This window comes from Rhizobium sp. AN6A, from assembly GCF_900215635.1.
GTDB lineage: Bacteria > Pseudomonadota > Alphaproteobacteria > Rhizobiales > Rhizobiaceae > Agrobacterium > Agrobacterium tumefaciens.
Genome location: NZ_OCNC01000003.1, coordinates 1,431,583 through 1,447,865, shown reverse-complemented (window position 1 = coordinate 1,447,865; position 16,283 = coordinate 1,431,583). Strand labels below are relative to the sequence as shown.

The window sequence follows — 16,283 nt, the reverse complement described above, 5'->3', positions numbered from 1 at the left end:
AAATGCCGCTTCGGTGCGGGCAGTAGTCCTACTGCCTCTTATAATCATCCTCGATGCGGATAACGTCGTCTTCGCCAAGATAGGCGCCGGTCTGGATTTCGACCAACTCAAGCGGAATCTGCCCCTCATTGGCAAGTCGGTGCGGTTGGCCAATCGGGATATAGACGGACTGGTTTTCCGTCAGCAGCCGGGTTTCGTCGCCAATCGTTACGGTTGCCGTGCCCTTGACGATGATCCAGTGCTCCGAGCGGTGATAGTGTTTCTGGAACGAGATGCGGTGGCCAGGATCAACCGTGATGTGGCCCACGCGGTAGCGCTCGTCCACATACATATGTTCGATGTAACCCCACGGACGATAGACCCGCCTGTGCGCTTGCGTCCGCGGCGCGTGTTCGCCATCCTTCAGTGTTTCCACCAGGCTTTTCACATCCTGCACCCGGTTTTTCGGCACCACCAGAACCGCATCCTTGGTGGCCACCACCACTAGATCCTTCGCGCCCACCACCGTCGTCAGCAATTGCGTGGAATGGATCAGGCAGCCCTCGGAATCGATGAAGACGCCGTCGCCTTCAAGCGCATTGTCGTTGCCATGCTTGTCGGCGATTTCCCAGATCGCGTCCCAGCTGCCGATATCCGACCAGCGGAAATGGCCATGCACCACCGCCATGCGCTTGGTCTTTTCGATCACCGCATAGTCGATGGAGTTTTTCGGCGAGGCTTCGAAGCTCGCCTGATGCAGGCGCACGAAGCCAAGGTCGCTTTCATATTGTTCGACCGACTGCGTTACTGCCGCAAGAATTTCGGGCGCGAATGCCTTGAGTTCGGCAATCATCACGTCGGAACGGAACAGGAAGTTGCCGGAGTTCCAGAGATAACCCTTCTCCAGATAGGAGATTGCCGTCTTCACATCCGGCTTTTCCACGAATGCCTCGACGATGCTCAGGTCAGCTTCACCATCAATCGCTTCACCAGGCTTGATGTAGCCGTAGGAGGTGCGCGGTTCGGTTGGCACCAGACCGAAAACGACGATATTGCCCTGATCGGCCGCCCTGGCGCCAAGCCTCACGGACTCTGAGAATTTGTCGGCATCCAGCACCACATGGTCGGCGGCAAGCGCCAGCACCAGGCATCCCGGCTCCCGGCGCTCTGCCAGCACGGCGGCAGCGGCCATGGCGGCGGCACTGTCGCGGCGGGCGGGTTCGAGAACCACCGTAGCCGGAAGATCGATCTCCTCAGCCTGACGGCGGGCGAAGAAGCGGAAATCCTCGTTGGTGATCACCAGCGGCTCGGCATAAAGCGCCTTGTCGGCCACGCGCGTCAGTGTCTGCTGATAGGTCGAAAGATTGCCGACCAGCGGCTGAAATTGCTTGGGCAACTGATCGCGCGATACCGGCCAAAGCCGTGATCCCGCCCCACCAGCAAGAAGAACCGGCGTGATCTTTCGAGATTGTTCCGTCACAATAAAAACCTTTCCAACTTTAAAAAATTTCCGGCGGGCCGGACAATATACATATTTACCAATGCTGCCATCATCGATTCACGGGCGGATAAGCGCAAGCTCATAAGTTCGCCTTGTGAAAGCTTGGTGAATGTCGGACCCGTTTGCTAACGCAACGCACAGGGTGAGGTTCCGCGCAAAGGGCGATCAGTCGCTTTGACAGGCCGCAAAGAAAAACCCGGGCGAATGGCCCGGGTTTCCGTTTTCAGAGCGATGACCTGTCAGGATCAGTTCGGCAGCGCGTAAGCGATCACGTAGTCGCCACGGTCAGGAGACTGACGTGCACCGCCGGCCGAGATGACGACATATTGCTTGCCTGTCTTCGGAGACTTGTAGCTCATCGGGCCGCCCTGGCTGCCGACCGGAAGGCGCGCCTTCCAGACTTCCTTTCCGGTCGCCGTATCGAAGGCGCGCAGATAATAATCCTGGGTTCCGGCGATGAAGACGAGACCGCCCTGGGTGGCAAGCGTTCCGCCGAGCGTGGGCATGCCGATCGGGATCGGCAGACCCATCTTAATGCCAAGCGGACCGGTATCCTCAACGGTGCCGACAGGAACCTGCCACTTGATCTGCTGCGTCTTCATGTCGATCGCAGTCATCGAGCCATAGGGCGGAGCCTGGCAGGGAATGCCGAGAGCAGACAGGAAACGGTTCTTGTTCACCGCATAGGGCGTGCCCTTCATGGGAACAACGCCCATGCCGGTATTGACGCTTTCGCCGCCGCTTGCCGTTGCCTTGGTGGGAGCCGCTTCCTTCATCTCAATCCACAGGCCGAGGCGCATGTCGTTGATGAAGATTGTGTTGGTCGTCGGGTCAGTCGAGATGCCGCCCCAGTTCATGCCGCCAAGCGAACCCGGGAAGGCGAGGGAGAGGTCCGTGCCCGGCGCCGTATAGAGGCCTTCATAACGCATGCCCTTGAAAGCGATACGGCACAAAAGCTGATCGAAAGGGGTGGCACCCCACATATCGGCTTCCGTCAGCGTCTGCGCACCGATTTGCGGCATGCCCACCGAACGCGGCTGCGTTGGTGCATATGGCTCGTTCGGAATGTTGCCGGCCTTGACCGGAACGTCTTCCACCTTGGTCAGCGGCTGGCCAGTCGCCCGGTCCAGCACATAGATCTGACCGGCCTTGGTACCGAAGACCAGAGCCGGAACGGTCGTTCCGTCAGCCTTCGGGAAATCGATGAAGCTCGGCTGCATCGGCACGTCGAAGTCCCAGAGATCGTTATGAACCGTCTGGTAGACCCACTTTTCGCGGCCGGTCGTGGCATCGAGCGCCAGCATGGAAGCGCCGTATTTATGATCGAGCGGTGTGCGCGTCGCGCCATAAAGATCGACCGAGGGGCTGCCCACAGGCATGAAGACCGTGTTCAGCTCCGGATCGTAGGACATGGATGCCCATACGTTCGGCGTGGAACGGGTATAGGTCTGGCCCTCAGGCGGTAGTTTGGTGATTTCAGGGTTGCCGGGATCGAAAGCCCAGCGAAGCTCACCCGTCACCACGTCGAAACCGCGCATCACGCCGCCAGGCATATCCACCTGTACGTTGTCAGCGATACGTCCGCCGACCACGACGGTGGTGCCGGCCAGTGTGGGGGCCGATGTCAGCACATATTGTGGGTCCGGCGCATCACCAAGACCGATCTTCAGATCGACGCGGCCATTGGTGCCGAAATCCGGGCAAAACGCGCCGGTGTCGGCGTCGAGCGCGATGAGTTCCGCGTTGATGGTGTTCATGAGAATGCGGCGCTGGCAAAGCGCGCCGTCGGCTACGATCGCCGGGGTGACAGGCGTTGCGCCCGGAGCGGTCGGCTGCTTCAGCGGCGCCTTGGCATCGAAATAGGCAAGACCACGGCAACGCATCCAGACGGTGGATTTGGCGTTGATTTCGGTCTTCCACTTCTGTGCGCCGGTATCGGCGTCGAGCGCGATGACATTGTTGTGCGGTGTGCACACAAACACGGTGTCGCCGACCTGAAGCGGCGTTTCCTGATCTTCCGCACCGTTCGCGCCGGGGCTGATCGGCGTGTCGCCGGTCCGGTAGGTCCATGCCACCTCAAGGTTCTTGACGTTATCGCGGTTGATTTCATCAAGCGCAACGAAGCGGCTGCCGCCCGCCGTATTGCCGTAATGTTCCCAGTTCTTCTGCTCTTTTTCCGGCGTTACCGGCGTCATTGCAGCAACCTCACCCTTGAAGGCGACGGTCGGATGCGGCACGAACATGCCGGCAAAACCGGCAGCGGACGCGATGGCCAGAACGCCAGCCAGGGCAAAGGAAGCGCCGTAAGCGGGCGTCTTGCCAGCCGCGCGCCGCAGCAGCGGATAGGAGAGCGCAACCACCGTGGCGCCCACGCCCAACGCCAGCAGGCGGGAGATGAGCGGCCAGAAGTGCAGTCCGGCTTCCCACACTGCCCAAACACCGCTGACGATGAAGACAAGGCCGAACAGGAGCGCGCCGGCGGGCTTGCGCAGGAGAATAAGCAAGCCGGAGACGATCAGTGCGATACCCGCCAAGACGAAATAGAGGCTACCGCCGAGTGTTGCGAGCTGCCCGCCGCCAATGGCGAAGAACAGTCCCGCAGCGACGATGACAGCGCCGAGCACGAAGAGCCATAATCTGGCTACAAGCGACGTTGAGGTTGCTGGTTTACTCATGAAATTAGATATCCGGTTAGGAGAGCCGCCGCGAAGGCTGACGCCCGATGATCTTTCAATGCCCGGCCCAGGCCAGACAGTCCGCTGCACTTACGGCTGGGCGAAGATGCGCTGAAGGCGACGAGGCGAAATGGGGAACAATGGTGCGGGAGACTTCCGTGGTGACTGTCATTTTGACCCATTCACTGCAGTTTATCGCCGGCCCCAATGGACGGCGGACAATGTGCTCGAACAAATCCTCCCAAGTTCGTATCGCAGAGGCCCGCATGCAGGCACTGGGCGACCGAAACCTCGGTGCGGTATAACGTCGCCTGCGACAAGATGACAATGCGCAAGACGGGCATTTTTGATAAGCTGCGCTTATACCATATCAACACCTACAACACAAAGACCTCTCCGCCGATGGATATTCGCCAGCTCGCCATTTTTGTGGAAGCCGCAAGGGCCAAAAATTTCCGCGCGGCCGCTTTGCAACTGGGCATCGCCCAACCGGCCGTAACCCAGCGTATCCGGCAACTGGAAGAAAATCTGGGCTTCAAGCTTTTCCTCCGTGTCAACCGCGGTGTGGAACTTACGCCGGCTGGGCAGTCGATGCTGCTCGATGCGGAGGAAATTCTTGCCCGCACCAAGGGCGCGCTGGAAAAGGCACATCAGATCAGGCGCGGCCAGCTCGGCACGCTGCGAATCGGCTTCGGCACCAGCGTGATGGCGGAACGCAAATTGCCGGCGCTGATCACCCGCTATGGCAACGACCACAGGGAGGTCACGCTGGAACTCCTGCCCGGCATGACGATGGAACAGTTGATCGAGCAGGTGGCGACGCGCAAGACAGACGTCGCTTTCATTCGCGCACCCCTGCCCCAATTGCCGCAGAGCTTGCGGGCCATGCCCTTCGACCGCTCCAAACTGTGCGTCGCCCTGCCGGAGCGCCATCCGCTCACCTCCCGTCCCAGGGTTTCGGTTGGCGATATCGTGCGGGAAAAACTGCTGCTGCCGGTGGACGAGATCGGCCTGGGGCTCAGCAGCAGCGCGCTTTCCCTTTTCGAGGATGCAGGCTGTGAGCCGGAAATCGGCATGCGCATCGCCAACGTCAGCACCATCCTTGCCCTCGTGGAAGCTGGCGCGGGAATTTCCATTCTGCCGGAAAGCACCGTGCGCTCCACAAGGGGCATCACGGGTGTACCGCTCGAAAGCGCCGATGCCTGGTCAGATAGCGTGCTGGTCGTCAGGCGCGGTCCGCTTGCCCTCCATGTGGAGGCCTTCGTGAATATGGTACGGCAGGCTTACCAGCCCCACCTATAACGCCGACAATACGCACTTAATCGATTGAATCGGCCACAAATTTCGCCACGGCTAAATTTGCTGCACTGAACAACATTCAACGCTTGGCACGCGCGCGAAAAATACAATAACAACGACGGATATTTTTACACTGTTATCGACACGAAAGCACACTCAGCCCATGTCCGACACGACGAAGCCCGCCAGCCCCAGAACATCGGTTACGGATCAGGAAGCACTGGATTTCCACGCGCAAGGCAGACCGGGGAAACTGGAAATCACCCCGACCAAGCCGATGGCGACTCAGCGGGATCTGTCGCTTGCCTATTCGCCGGGAGTGGCCGTGCCGGTGAAAGCCATCGCCGAAAATCCGGCGACGGCTTACGATTATACGACACGCGGTAACATGGTGGCAGTGATCTCCAACGGCACGGCGATCCTCGGTCTCGGCAATCTCGGCGCGCTCGCCTCCAAGCCTGTCATGGAAGGCAAGTCCGTTCTGTTCAAACGCTTTGCGGATGTGGATTCCATCGATCTCGAGGTTGATACCGAAGATGCCGACGAATTCATCAATTGCGTGCGTTACCTTGGCCCCTCCTTCGGCGGCATCAATCTGGAAGACATCAAGGCGCCGGAATGTTTCATCATCGAAAGCCGCCTGCGCGAGCTGATGGACATTCCCGTTTTCCATGACGACCAGCACGGAACCGCCATCATCGCCGCCGCCGGTCTCATCAACGCCATCGAACTGACCGGCCGAGACTTCAAGACGACGAAGCTCGTCTGCAACGGCGCAGGTGCTGCTGCCATCGCCTGCATGGACCTCATCAAGGCCATGGGTTTCAACCCCGAAAACATCACGCTTTGCGACACCAAGGGCGTGATCTACCAGGGCCGCACCGAAGGCATGAACCAGTGGAAATCCGCCCATGCGGTAAAGACTAACAACCGCACGCTGACTGAGGCGATGAAGGGCGCAGATGTCGTCTTCGGCCTGTCGCAGAAGGGTGCCTTCACCGAAGAGATGATCCGCTCCATGGCGCCGAAGCCGATCATTTTCGCGATGGCCAACCCTGACCCGGAAATCACCCCGGAAGAAGTCGCCCGCATCCGCGATGACGCCATCATGGCGACCGGGCGTTCGGATTATCCGAACCAGGTCAACAACGTCCTCGGCTTTCCCTATATCTTCCGCGGCGCGCTCGATGTCCGCGCAAGCCAGATCAACGACGCGATGAAGATTGCCGCCGCACAGGCGCTGGCCGATCTTGCCCGCGAGGATGTGCCGGATGATGTGGCCGCCGCCTATCAGGGCAACCGCCCGCGCTTCGGATCGCAATATATCATTCCCGTTCCCTTCGATCCGCGACTGATCTCGGCCATTCCGGTGGCCGTGGCCAAGGCCGCCATCGAAACCGGCGTCGCTCGCCGCGAATTGCCCGATCTCGATGCATATGCCCGCGAGCTTTCCGCCCGCCGAGACCCCATGGCGTCGACCACGCAGCGCCTTTACGAGCGTGTGCGCCGCTCTCCGAAGCGGGTCGTTTTCGCCGAAGCGGAAGAAGAACAGGTGATGCGCGCAGCGATCTCGTTTACCGCGCAGGGGCTTGGCACCGCCATCCTGCTCGGCCGTGACGACATCATCAAGGCCAATGCGGAGCGTGCCGGCATCGATCTCGACCGCGCCAATATCGAGATCACCAATGCCCGCCTTTCCAGCCGTGTCGATGCCTATGTCGATTATCTCTATGCGCGGTTGCAGCGCGGTGGCTTCCTGCTGCGCGACGTGCAGCGCCTGATCCACAACGACCGTAACCATTTCGCCGCCTGCATGGTGGCGATGGGCGATGCGGACGCCGTGGTGACTGGCGTTACCCGCAACTATTCCACGGCGCTCGAGGATATCCGCCGCTGCATCAACACCAAACCCGGCCACCGTGTCATCGGCGTTTCGCTGGTCGTGTCGCGCAACCGAACGGTCTTCGTGGCAGATACCGCCGTGCACGACATGCCGTCTGCCGAAGACCTTGCCGATATCGCCGAAGAAGCAGCCGGTCTCGCCCGCCGTTTCGGCTACGAACCGCGTGTAGCGATGCTCGCCTATTCCACCTTCGGCCAGCCGGTTGGCGAACGCTCCGACAAGGTGCGCGAAGCGGTGAAAATCCTCGACAAGCGCAACGTCAATTTTGAGGTCGACGGGGAAATGTCGGCCGATGTGGCGCTGAACCATCATCGCATGCAGAGCCAGTATCCCTTTGCCCGCCTTTCCGGCGCGGCCAACGTGCTGGTCATGCCCGCCATCCATTCCGCCTCGATCTCCACCAAGATGCTACAGGAACTGGGCGGCGCGACCGTCATCGGCCCGCTTCTCGTCGGCCTCGACAAATCGGTGCAGATCACCTCGATGGGTGCCAAGGACAGCGACATCGTCAATATGGCGGCGATCGCGGCTTATAACGCCGGTCGGTAACGATGTGGGAGCGCTCTTCGGGAGAAGGGCGCTCAAAATGCCCAAGCATAGCCAGCATATCCTCGCCCTGTGGTGAGGATATGCCAAAGCGCCGAACCCCGCCGCCGTAAGAACAAGATTCTACGATTTCAAATTATTAGGTTATTTTTTCTCACCAGAGAACTTATTGGAACACGATTTTATTTATACGATTTTTTGCGCAACGCCAATTCTCGCTCTCGACGGACGCCTCATGTAGTTTCCACCCACAACCAAAAGGAAATACCCATGGCCCTCTCCTTCTCCAGATTTGCCGCAAAACTCATCGCCGGAACCGTCGTCATCGCTTCGATGGCCACCGCCGCTCACGCGGATGCGACGCTCGACCGTATCAAGGGTCGCGGCAAGCTCACCGTCGGCGTCATCCTGTCCGGCGCGCCTTTCGGTTTCATCGATCCGAAGACGCAGGAGCAGAAGGGCCTCAACATCGACGTCGCCAAGGCGCTGGCCGCCGGTCTCGGTGTGGAGTTGGTGACCGAAACCGTGACCCCGCCCAACCGCGTGCAGTTCCTGCAGCAGGGCAAGGTCGATATTCTGATCGCCAACATGCAGTACACGGAAGAGCGCGCCAAAACGCTCGATTACGTGCCCACCCCCTATGACCGCCAGGGCGGCGCAGCCATCGGTCGAAAGGACTCGGGCATCAAGGACTGGCCGGACCTGAAGGGCAAGATTGCCTGCGTATCGCAGGGCTCCAACTACACCCAGCCGCTGATCGAGCAATATGGCGCGCAGGTAAAGGCGTTGCCGAGCCAGCCGGAATCGCTGCTCGCGCTGAAGGGCGGCAATTGCGATGTCTCCGTGCACGTCAACGGCACGCTGAGCCTGATGCTTCAGGACCGCGCCGATGAGTGGAAGGATTACGGCATCCTGATCCCCACCGACCTTATCCCTTCTGACTCCGTCATCTGGCTGCGCAAGGGCGAGGCCGACACGCAGGCTGCACTCGACAAGATCGTCAAGGAGCTGCACGCTTCCGGCAAAATGATCGAATTCGCCAAGGCCAACCGCCTGCCGAGCATCGGCTTCATGGAAGAGCAGAAGACGAAGCTCTCCGCGGCGCAGTAAAGGCTGGGCACTCCCGCTTGCTCCGTCACCCCGGACCTGGTCCGGGGGACCGGCATGTCGTAGGGGCATCTGCCATCACGGAGATTTCCCCTCACCACTGAGAACGGCCGGTTTCGCCCGCCGTTCTTTTCTGCTTTATAGCAAGACAGGTCATTCTGGCACCGCCTGCCGGGCGGCAGCCGCGACAACAGCATGGATATCCGATGCAGGATGGATTTACAGCGCGTTTCATAGAGTTGGCCGCGCATATAGGCCTCAACTATGACTTTCTGAACAGCGGCTACGAGGTTCAGATATGGCTCGACGGCATGAAGATGACGCTCATCCTCGTCGCCGTCACCCTGCCGCTCAGCCTCGTTTTCGGCTTCATTTTCGCCGCCATGCTCACGTCAGGCAAAGGCTGGCTCGCCGGTCCGGTGCGCGCCTATGTGGAATTGACGCGCAACACGCCGACGCTGGTGCAGCTGATGTGTGGTTTCCTTGTGCTCAACATGTTGATTTCAAACGCGCTCGGCGGCGCGCAGAACAATCCGCTCACCCCGTTCTTCTGGGTGGTCGCCATCACCGGCCTGCACGTTGCCGCCTTCCATGCGGAAGCCTTGCGCGGCGGTATCGAGGCGGTGCCGGCTACCACCATCGAGGCGGCACGCGCCATCGGTTTCAGCTCTTTCGAGATTTTACGTTACGTGGAATTTCCGCTGGCAATCCGCACGGCACTTCCTTCCATCATCAACAATCTCATCAATCTGGTGAAGCTCACCACCGTCGGCTCGGCGATTGCGGTCGGTGAAATCACCTATGCCTCGATCCTGATCTGGACGCAGCGCGACAATGTGGTCGAACTGATGCTGGTGATCCTCATCTTTTTCAGTGTCATCAATTTCATCGTCGCAAGGGCGGGCCTGTGGCTTGAGCGGCGTCTTGCGGTTCCGGGGTTCGGTCAATGAGCGCGGTGGTCTCTCCAACACAGGCGGCGAAGAAGCTGCCTTTCGGCACCATTCTTCTGTGCGGCGTGCTGGTTGCCGTCGTGCTGTGGCTGGTTCTCGATCCCTCGCTCGGACAGGTGCTGCTGGAATGGCTGCCCTATCTCGGCAAGGGTTTTGCCATGAATGTGCTGATCAGCATCCTGGCGATTGCCATCGGCACCATCATCGGCGTCGTGCTTGGCATCATGGAGCTTGCGCCCTATCGCCTCGTGCGCGCGCCGGCGCTCACCTACGTGCAAATCTTCCGCAACGCCCCGCATCTGGTGCTGATTTTCGCCGCGACCTACATCTTCCCCTTCGAGATCGTCGCCTTCGGCAACTACATTCCGTTTCCAGACTGGATCAAGGCCGTCGTCGGCCTTGCGATTCCGGCCAGCGCCCACATCGCCGAAATCACCCGTGGCGCCATCCAGTCCATTCCCACCGCACAATGGGAAGCAGCGCAGGGCCTCGGGTTTTCGCGCAACCAGACGCTGCGCTGGATCATCCTGCCGCAATGCGTGAAGCGCTCGCTGCCGCCGTGGATGAACCTTTACGCCTCCATCACCATGGGCACGGCGCTTGCCTCGCTGGTCGGCGTGCATGAGCTTCTCCACGCCGCAACCGATGCCAGCACCGCCGTGCAGCGCAACGATTTCACCGTCGTGGTCTATCTCACCGTCCTGATGGCGTTCTTCCTGTTCTGCTATCCAGTGTCCCGTTTCACGCAGCGCCTTGAACGGCGCTTCGCTTCCCGCTGATTGGAATACACCATGTCCGCATCCGCCCCCCAAACCGCCGCCAAAGCTCTGGTTGAACTGGAAGGCGTGCACCTGTCCTTCGGCGACAATCAAGTGCTCAAAGGCATTGATCTCACCGTCAACAAGGGCGACGCCGTCTCCATCATCGGCCCTTCCGGCTCGGGCAAATCCACGATCCTGCGCTGCATCAACGGCCTGCTCATTCCGCAATCTGGCAAGATCACCGTGGGCGGCACCCGCGTCGATCAGCTGAAAACGGAAGCTGAGCGCATAACGCTGCGCAAGCGTATCGGCATTGTCTTCCAGCAGTTCAACCTCTTCCCGCATCTGACGGTGATGGAAAACATCACCATCGCGCCGATCAAAATCCTCGGCACGCCGAAGGCGGAAGCCGAGCATCATGCCCGCGAATTGCTGGAAAAAGTCCGCCTGTCGCAGAAAGTGGATGCCTATCCCGGTCAGCTGTCCGGCGGCCAGCAGCAGCGTGTGGCCATTGCCCGCGCGCTTGCCATGCGGCCTGAACTGGTGCTGTTCGACGAGGTTACCTCCGCACTCGATCCGGAAACCGTGGGCGAAGTGCTCGCCGTCATCCGCGATCTCGTCAATGACGGCATGACCAGCATTCTCGTGACCCACGAAATGCGCTTCGCCGAGGAAATCAGCGACAATATCGTCTTCACGGAAAACGGCCTAATCGTCGATCAGGGCACGCCGGAGCATATCTTCTACAAGTCTACCAATCCGCGTATCAACGCCTTCGTAAAGGGCCTCGGCGGACAGGTGGCACGGGTCGCCGACGGCGAAGGGATCTGACGCCATGACCGCCGACGAAAAACTCACCCTTCATCTGGCAGAAGCCATCGCCGCCTCTGATCCGCTCCGCGACGAAGAGGCTGTGACGATCGCCCGTACGGCGCTGATCGACTTTTTTGCCTGTATGCTGGGTGGCGCTTCCGACCGAAGCACGAAAATCCTCATCGACAGCTTTACGTCAGGCACATCCGGCACGGCGGGCATTGTCGGCCATGATCTGCGCACGGATGCTTTCACCGCCGCCCTCATCAATGGTCATGCGGGGCACGTGCTGGATTATGACGACGTCCACGGCAGCGTACGCGGCCACCCCACCGTCGCCATAGTTCCCGCTCTATTGGCTGTTGCGGTCGAGGAAGGCTCTACGGCGGACGCATTTATCGCCGCCTATATTGTCGGGCTGGAAACCATGGCGCGGCTTGGCCTGTCGCTCGGCACCAAGCATTACGAAAATGGCTTCCACGCCACCGCGACCCTCGGCCCCATCGGTGCGGCAGCGGCCATCGCCCATCTTCTGAAATTCACCCCGCAGACGGCCGCTATCGCACTCGGCCTTGCCGCCACGCAATCTGCCGGACTTCGCCTGCAATTCGGTTATGATGCGAAGCCCCTGCATGCCGGGCTTGCGACACGCGCTGGCCTCACCGCCGCGCAGCTGGCAAGATCAGGTTTTCAGGGCGCGCCGGATTTTCTGGAAAACCCTATCGGCTTTTATTCCGCCTTCGCCTTTGGCGCGGAACAGCCGAAACGGCTCCTGTCCGGCTGGGGCACACCCTGGCAGATCGTCTCTCCCGGATTGACGCTCAAGGCATTTCCCTGCTGCACCGCCAGCCACCCTGTTGCCGTCGGTGCGCTTGCACTGCGCAGCGCCAATGATCTGGCACCAGATGAAATCGAAACGGTAGTCATCACCTTTCCCCCGGGCGGCGATGCCGCTCTTGTGGGTTCGGCCACACCCGCCACGGGCATCGATGCGCGTTTCAGCGCCGAATATGTCTTCGCAGCCGCACTAGCGGATGGCGCACTCGGCATCACCCATTTCGACGAACGCCCTGCGCGCGCCGACCTGCTTGCACTTTCCGCAAAAGTCTCGCGCCGGCACGATGAGACCGCCCGCCGCCTCTCGCCGGATCCTACCACCCGTTTCGTGGTCATCGACGTGACGAAGAAGGATGGCACGGTGCTGTCGCGCCGTATTGACGGTCTTCCCGGCATTGATGACCCCACGGAAAAATTTGCCGACGCCACCGGCGGCAATGAAAAATTCGCCGGAATTCCGGCACTGGTGCGGACCATGAAAACCTCAGCCGACCTCAAGAAGCTAGAAGCGCTTCTGGCAACGCAAATATAACACGACCGAAATAAAGGCATGATCACCATGACCACCACTACCCGCAAAAGACAGATGCATCTTGGCCTGTTCCTGCAAGGAGCCGGCCACCACGTTTCCGGCTGGCGTCACCCGGATGCGGAGGCCGGCAGCGAGAATTTCGACCTGTTGACCCGCGTCACGAAAATGGCCGAAGAGGCCAAGTTCGACATGGTCTTTCTGGCCGATGGCCTCACCAGCGGCGTCGACGCCCATCCCTCGATGATCGCCCGTTTCGAGCCGCTTACCCTGCTTGCGGCGCTTGCCATGGTGACAAACAAGATCGGACTGGCCGCCACCGCCTCCACCACCTATGGTGAGCCCTATCACACAGCACGCGCCTTCGCCTCCATCGACCATCTCAGCCACGGGCGTGCGGCGTGGAACATCGTTACCACCTCCTATGCCCGCACGGCGGCGAACTTCTCCAAGAGCCATCCCGAGCATGACGAGCGTTACGCCGTTGCGGAAGAATATGTGAACGTCGTGCGTGGCCTGTGGGACAGCTGGGACGACGACGCCTTCGTCAAGGACAAGGAAGGCGGCCGTTACGTCGATCCGCAGAAGGTCCATATTCTCGATCACGAAGGCAAATATTTCACGGTGAAGGGTCCGCTGAACATTCCGCGTTCGCCACAGGGTCACCCGGTTCTCATTCAGGCCGGCTCCTCCGGCCCGGGACAGGATCTCGCCGCCCGCACCGCCGATATCGTCTTCACCGCCCAGCAGGCCATTTCCGAGGCGCAGGCCTTCTACACCAGCCTAAAGGCGCGAGTGGAGAAATTCGGCCGCGATCCCTCAAGCGTCGCCGTAATGCCCGGTTTCATGCCCATCATAGGCAAGAGCTTCGAAGAGGCCGGCGAAAAGCTGAAGGAGCTGAACCGCTGGACCGACATCAAGAGCGCCATGCCGTTGCTTGAGGAACGCATCGGCCATAGCCTTACCGAGTACGATCTCGACGGCCCGCTGCCGGACCTGCCTATTTCCGACCAGTTGCGCAGCCGCGCCGAACTTTTGACCGAACTGGCGCGCCGCGAAAAGTTGACGATCAGGGAACTGGCGCTGCGCGTTGCAGCTGGTCGTGGCCACCATATCGTCATGGGCACGGCCAAGGACGTTGCGGATCGCATGCAGGAGTGGTTCGAGAACGGCGCCGCAGACGGCTTCAACGTCATGCCGCCCTTCTTCCCCGGTGGGCTGGACGAATTCAACCGCGAAGTTGTACCGCTCTTGCAGGAACGTGGCCTGTTCCGCAAAGAATACGAAGGCTCGACGCTGCGCGACCATCTCGGCATCAACAGGCCTGCCCTGCAGGCATAAAAAACGGATGCCCGGCGACGGGCATCCGCATGACAAGAGGCTTACGTGGAAGCAGGCTGTCGCCGATCCGTCAGGCCGCTTTCCTTCCCGACAGTTTCACACTGTGGCTCGTCCGCGACGAGTTGGATGAAATGGATGCCCCGTCGTCGCGCTGGGTCGCGCGGCGGTTCAGTTTGAACAGGCTGACCAGTTGCGCCAGCACATCCGCACCCTGGGCAAGGGTAGCGCTAATGGCGGTCGTGCGCGCGCTCATCGCCGCGTTTTCCTGCGTCATCCGGTCGAGCTGGTTGACTGCACGGTTGATTTCGCTGATGCCTAAGGCCTGTTCATCGGCGGCCTTGGCGATCATATCGACATTGCCGTCAATGTGCTTCACCAGCGCATCGATCTGCTTCAGCGCCTCACCTGTCTCGCCGACAAGCCGCACGCCTTCCAGAACCTCGGTGCCGGAATTGTTGATGAGCGCCTTGATTTCCTTGGCGGCACTGGCGGAGCGTTGCGCAAGTTCGCGCACCTCCTGTGCCACGACCGCAAAACCCTTGCCCGCGTCGCCCGCGCGCGCGGCTTCGACGCCCGCATTTAGGGCAAGAAGGTTGGTCTGGAAGGCGATTTCGTCGATAACGCCGATAATCTGGCTGATTTCCCGCGATGCCGTCTCGATGCGCTGCATGGCGTTGACGGTACGCCCAACGACTTCCGTGGAAGCCGCCGTTGACGTCCGCGCACTCTGAACGAGTTTTCGGGTCTCCTTGGTGTTTTCCGTCGATGCCCGTACGGTCGCGGTGATTTCTTCCAGCGCCGCCGAGGTTTCCTCCAGCGCCACGGCCTGCTCACGCGATCTTTCGGCGAGATGAACAGAGGCTTCGCTGACTTCCTGGCTGCTTCTGGTCAGGTCATCGGTCTGCCCAAGAACATTTTCCAGGGTTTTCTGGAATTCGGCGATGGACTTGTTGAAATCCCGTCTCAGCCCCTCGAACTCACCCACGAAAGGCTTGTCGAGCGTGACGCGGATGTTGCACTGGGAAAGACGCTCAAGCGCAGCGCCCAGTTCTTCCACCGCATGGACGCGGTCCGTTATATCGAAGGCGAATTTCACCACCTTGACGACTTTTCCCCGCTCGTCGATGATCGGGTTGTAGGACGCCTGGATGAAGACGCGTTTTTCGTTCTTGCCAAGCCGCATGAACTGACCGGTCGAGAACTCGCCCTTACTAAGATCCTTCCAGAAATTCCGGTACTCTTCGGACTGCACGTAGCCACGCTCACAAAACATCGAATGATGGTTGCCGATGATCTCTTCCGCTGTGTAGCCGAGTGCTGTCAGGAAGTTTTCATTTGCGGAGAGAATTTTCCCCTCGGGCGTGAACTCGATCATCGCCTGCGCCCGCGAAAGCGCCGCCAGCTTGCCGTTATCCTCGGTGCTTCGGCGCTTCGTCGCCGTGATATCGGAAGCGATCTTGACCACCTTGTAAGGTTTGCCGAAACGAAAAACCGGATTGTAGGAGGCTTCAATCCAGATGTCGTCGCCGGTTTTCGACCGCCGCCGATATTGGCCCTGATCGTATTCGCCGCGTGAGAGTTTCGCCCAGAAGGCCTTGTATTCGGGTGACGCTACATCTTCGGGAGACAGGAACATGCTGTGAGGGCGTCCGATGATTTCTGATTGCTGATAGCCGACCGCCTTGCAGAAATTGTCGTTCGCCTTCAGAATTTTTCCAGTCAGATCGAACTCGATGATGGCTTGCGAGCGGCTTAGGGCATCAAGTACCGCAGATGCGTCCGTACCGAGTTTGAAAAATTGAGACATGTCTTTGAACTCCCAACAATAACCTGTATGCGGACCTTTCCTCCTCGATGCCAAAGAGATGAAAATAACGGATCGGTCTGCGTGCACGCGAAACCTAGCCGGACACCGTTAAATAGCAATTAATGATGACCCATAACTATTGGTCCAATGGCCGAAACTGTTGGCAAGAATACTTCAGACCCCGCTCCCTTTACCAACCCGTCCGCACCGGATGAGAACCGCTTATTTGCCACAG

At 59.9% G+C, this 16,283-nt stretch carries 11 protein-coding genes; 8 read left to right on the top strand and 3 right to left on the bottom strand.

Going from position 1 to position 16,283, the window contains the following annotated elements:
- Positions 1-28 precede the first annotated feature (28 nt).
- Positions 29-1,459, bottom strand: coding sequence for a mannose-1-phosphate guanylyltransferase/mannose-6-phosphate isomerase (locus tag CRO62_RS10565; protein WP_097100118.1), 1,431 nt, complete (start codon positions 1,457-1,459; stop codon positions 29-31).
- A 266-nt stretch (positions 1,460-1,725) separates the two neighbouring features.
- Entirely contained in the window at positions 1,726-4,155 is a 2,430-nt protein-coding gene (locus CRO62_RS10560) for a glucose/quinate/shikimate family membrane-bound PQQ-dependent dehydrogenase (protein WP_097100117.1), read from the bottom strand.
- A gap of 327 nt (positions 4,156-4,482) precedes the next feature.
- On the opposite strand from CRO62_RS10560, the gene CRO62_RS10550 reads away from it, so the two are divergent.
- From CRO62_RS10550 to CRO62_RS10515, 8 genes are all read left to right on the top strand, one after another.
- Complete coding sequence (locus tag CRO62_RS10550; RefSeq protein WP_179784494.1) at positions 4,483-5,457, top strand: LysR family transcriptional regulator; 975 nt, start codon at positions 4,483-4,485, stop codon at positions 5,455-5,457.
- A 160-nt stretch (positions 5,458-5,617) separates the two neighbouring features.
- The gene (locus CRO62_RS10545; RefSeq protein WP_097100115.1) at positions 5,618-7,906 is read left to right on the top strand and encodes an NADP-dependent malic enzyme; all 2,289 of its coding nucleotides are present in this window, start codon (positions 5,618-5,620) and stop codon (positions 7,904-7,906) included.
- 267 nt (positions 7,907-8,173) lie between these two features.
- The gene (locus CRO62_RS10540; protein ID WP_003510963.1) at positions 8,174-9,013 is read left to right on the top strand and encodes a transporter substrate-binding domain-containing protein; all 840 of its coding nucleotides are present in this window, start codon (positions 8,174-8,176) and stop codon (positions 9,011-9,013) included.
- Positions 9,014-9,216: 203 nt separating this feature from the next.
- Positions 9,217-9,960, top strand: coding sequence for an amino acid ABC transporter permease (locus CRO62_RS10535; protein WP_003510965.1), 744 nt, complete (start codon positions 9,217-9,219; stop codon positions 9,958-9,960).
- Positions 9,957-10,739, top strand: coding sequence for an amino acid ABC transporter permease (locus tag CRO62_RS10530; RefSeq protein ID WP_013761604.1), 783 nt, complete (start codon positions 9,957-9,959; stop codon positions 10,737-10,739). Before CRO62_RS10535 ends, CRO62_RS10530 begins: the two co-directional genes overlap by 4 nt.
- A gap of 12 nt (positions 10,740-10,751) precedes the next feature.
- Positions 10,752-11,552 carry an amino acid ABC transporter ATP-binding protein gene (locus CRO62_RS10525; protein WP_097100114.1) on the top strand — a complete coding sequence of 267 codons (801 nt, stop codon included), beginning with the start codon at positions 10,752-10,754 and terminating at the stop codon, positions 11,550-11,552.
- Positions 11,553-11,556: 4 nt separating this feature from the next.
- The gene (locus CRO62_RS10520; protein ID WP_097100113.1) at positions 11,557-12,903 is read left to right on the top strand and encodes an MmgE/PrpD family protein; all 1,347 of its coding nucleotides are present in this window, start codon (positions 11,557-11,559) and stop codon (positions 12,901-12,903) included.
- Between the two features lie 18 nt (positions 12,904-12,921).
- Positions 12,922-14,241 (top strand): LLM class flavin-dependent oxidoreductase, encoded by a 1,320-nt coding sequence (locus CRO62_RS10515; RefSeq protein WP_179784493.1) that lies wholly within the window; start codon positions 12,922-12,924, stop codon positions 14,239-14,241.
- Between the two features lie 70 nt (positions 14,242-14,311).
- Here the strand turns inward: CRO62_RS10515 and CRO62_RS10510 are convergent, their stop codons facing one another.
- Positions 14,312-16,048 (bottom strand): methyl-accepting chemotaxis protein, encoded by a 1,737-nt coding sequence (locus CRO62_RS10510; RefSeq protein WP_097100112.1) that lies wholly within the window; start codon positions 16,046-16,048, stop codon positions 14,312-14,314.
- Between the last annotated feature and the right edge of the window lie 235 nt (positions 16,049-16,283).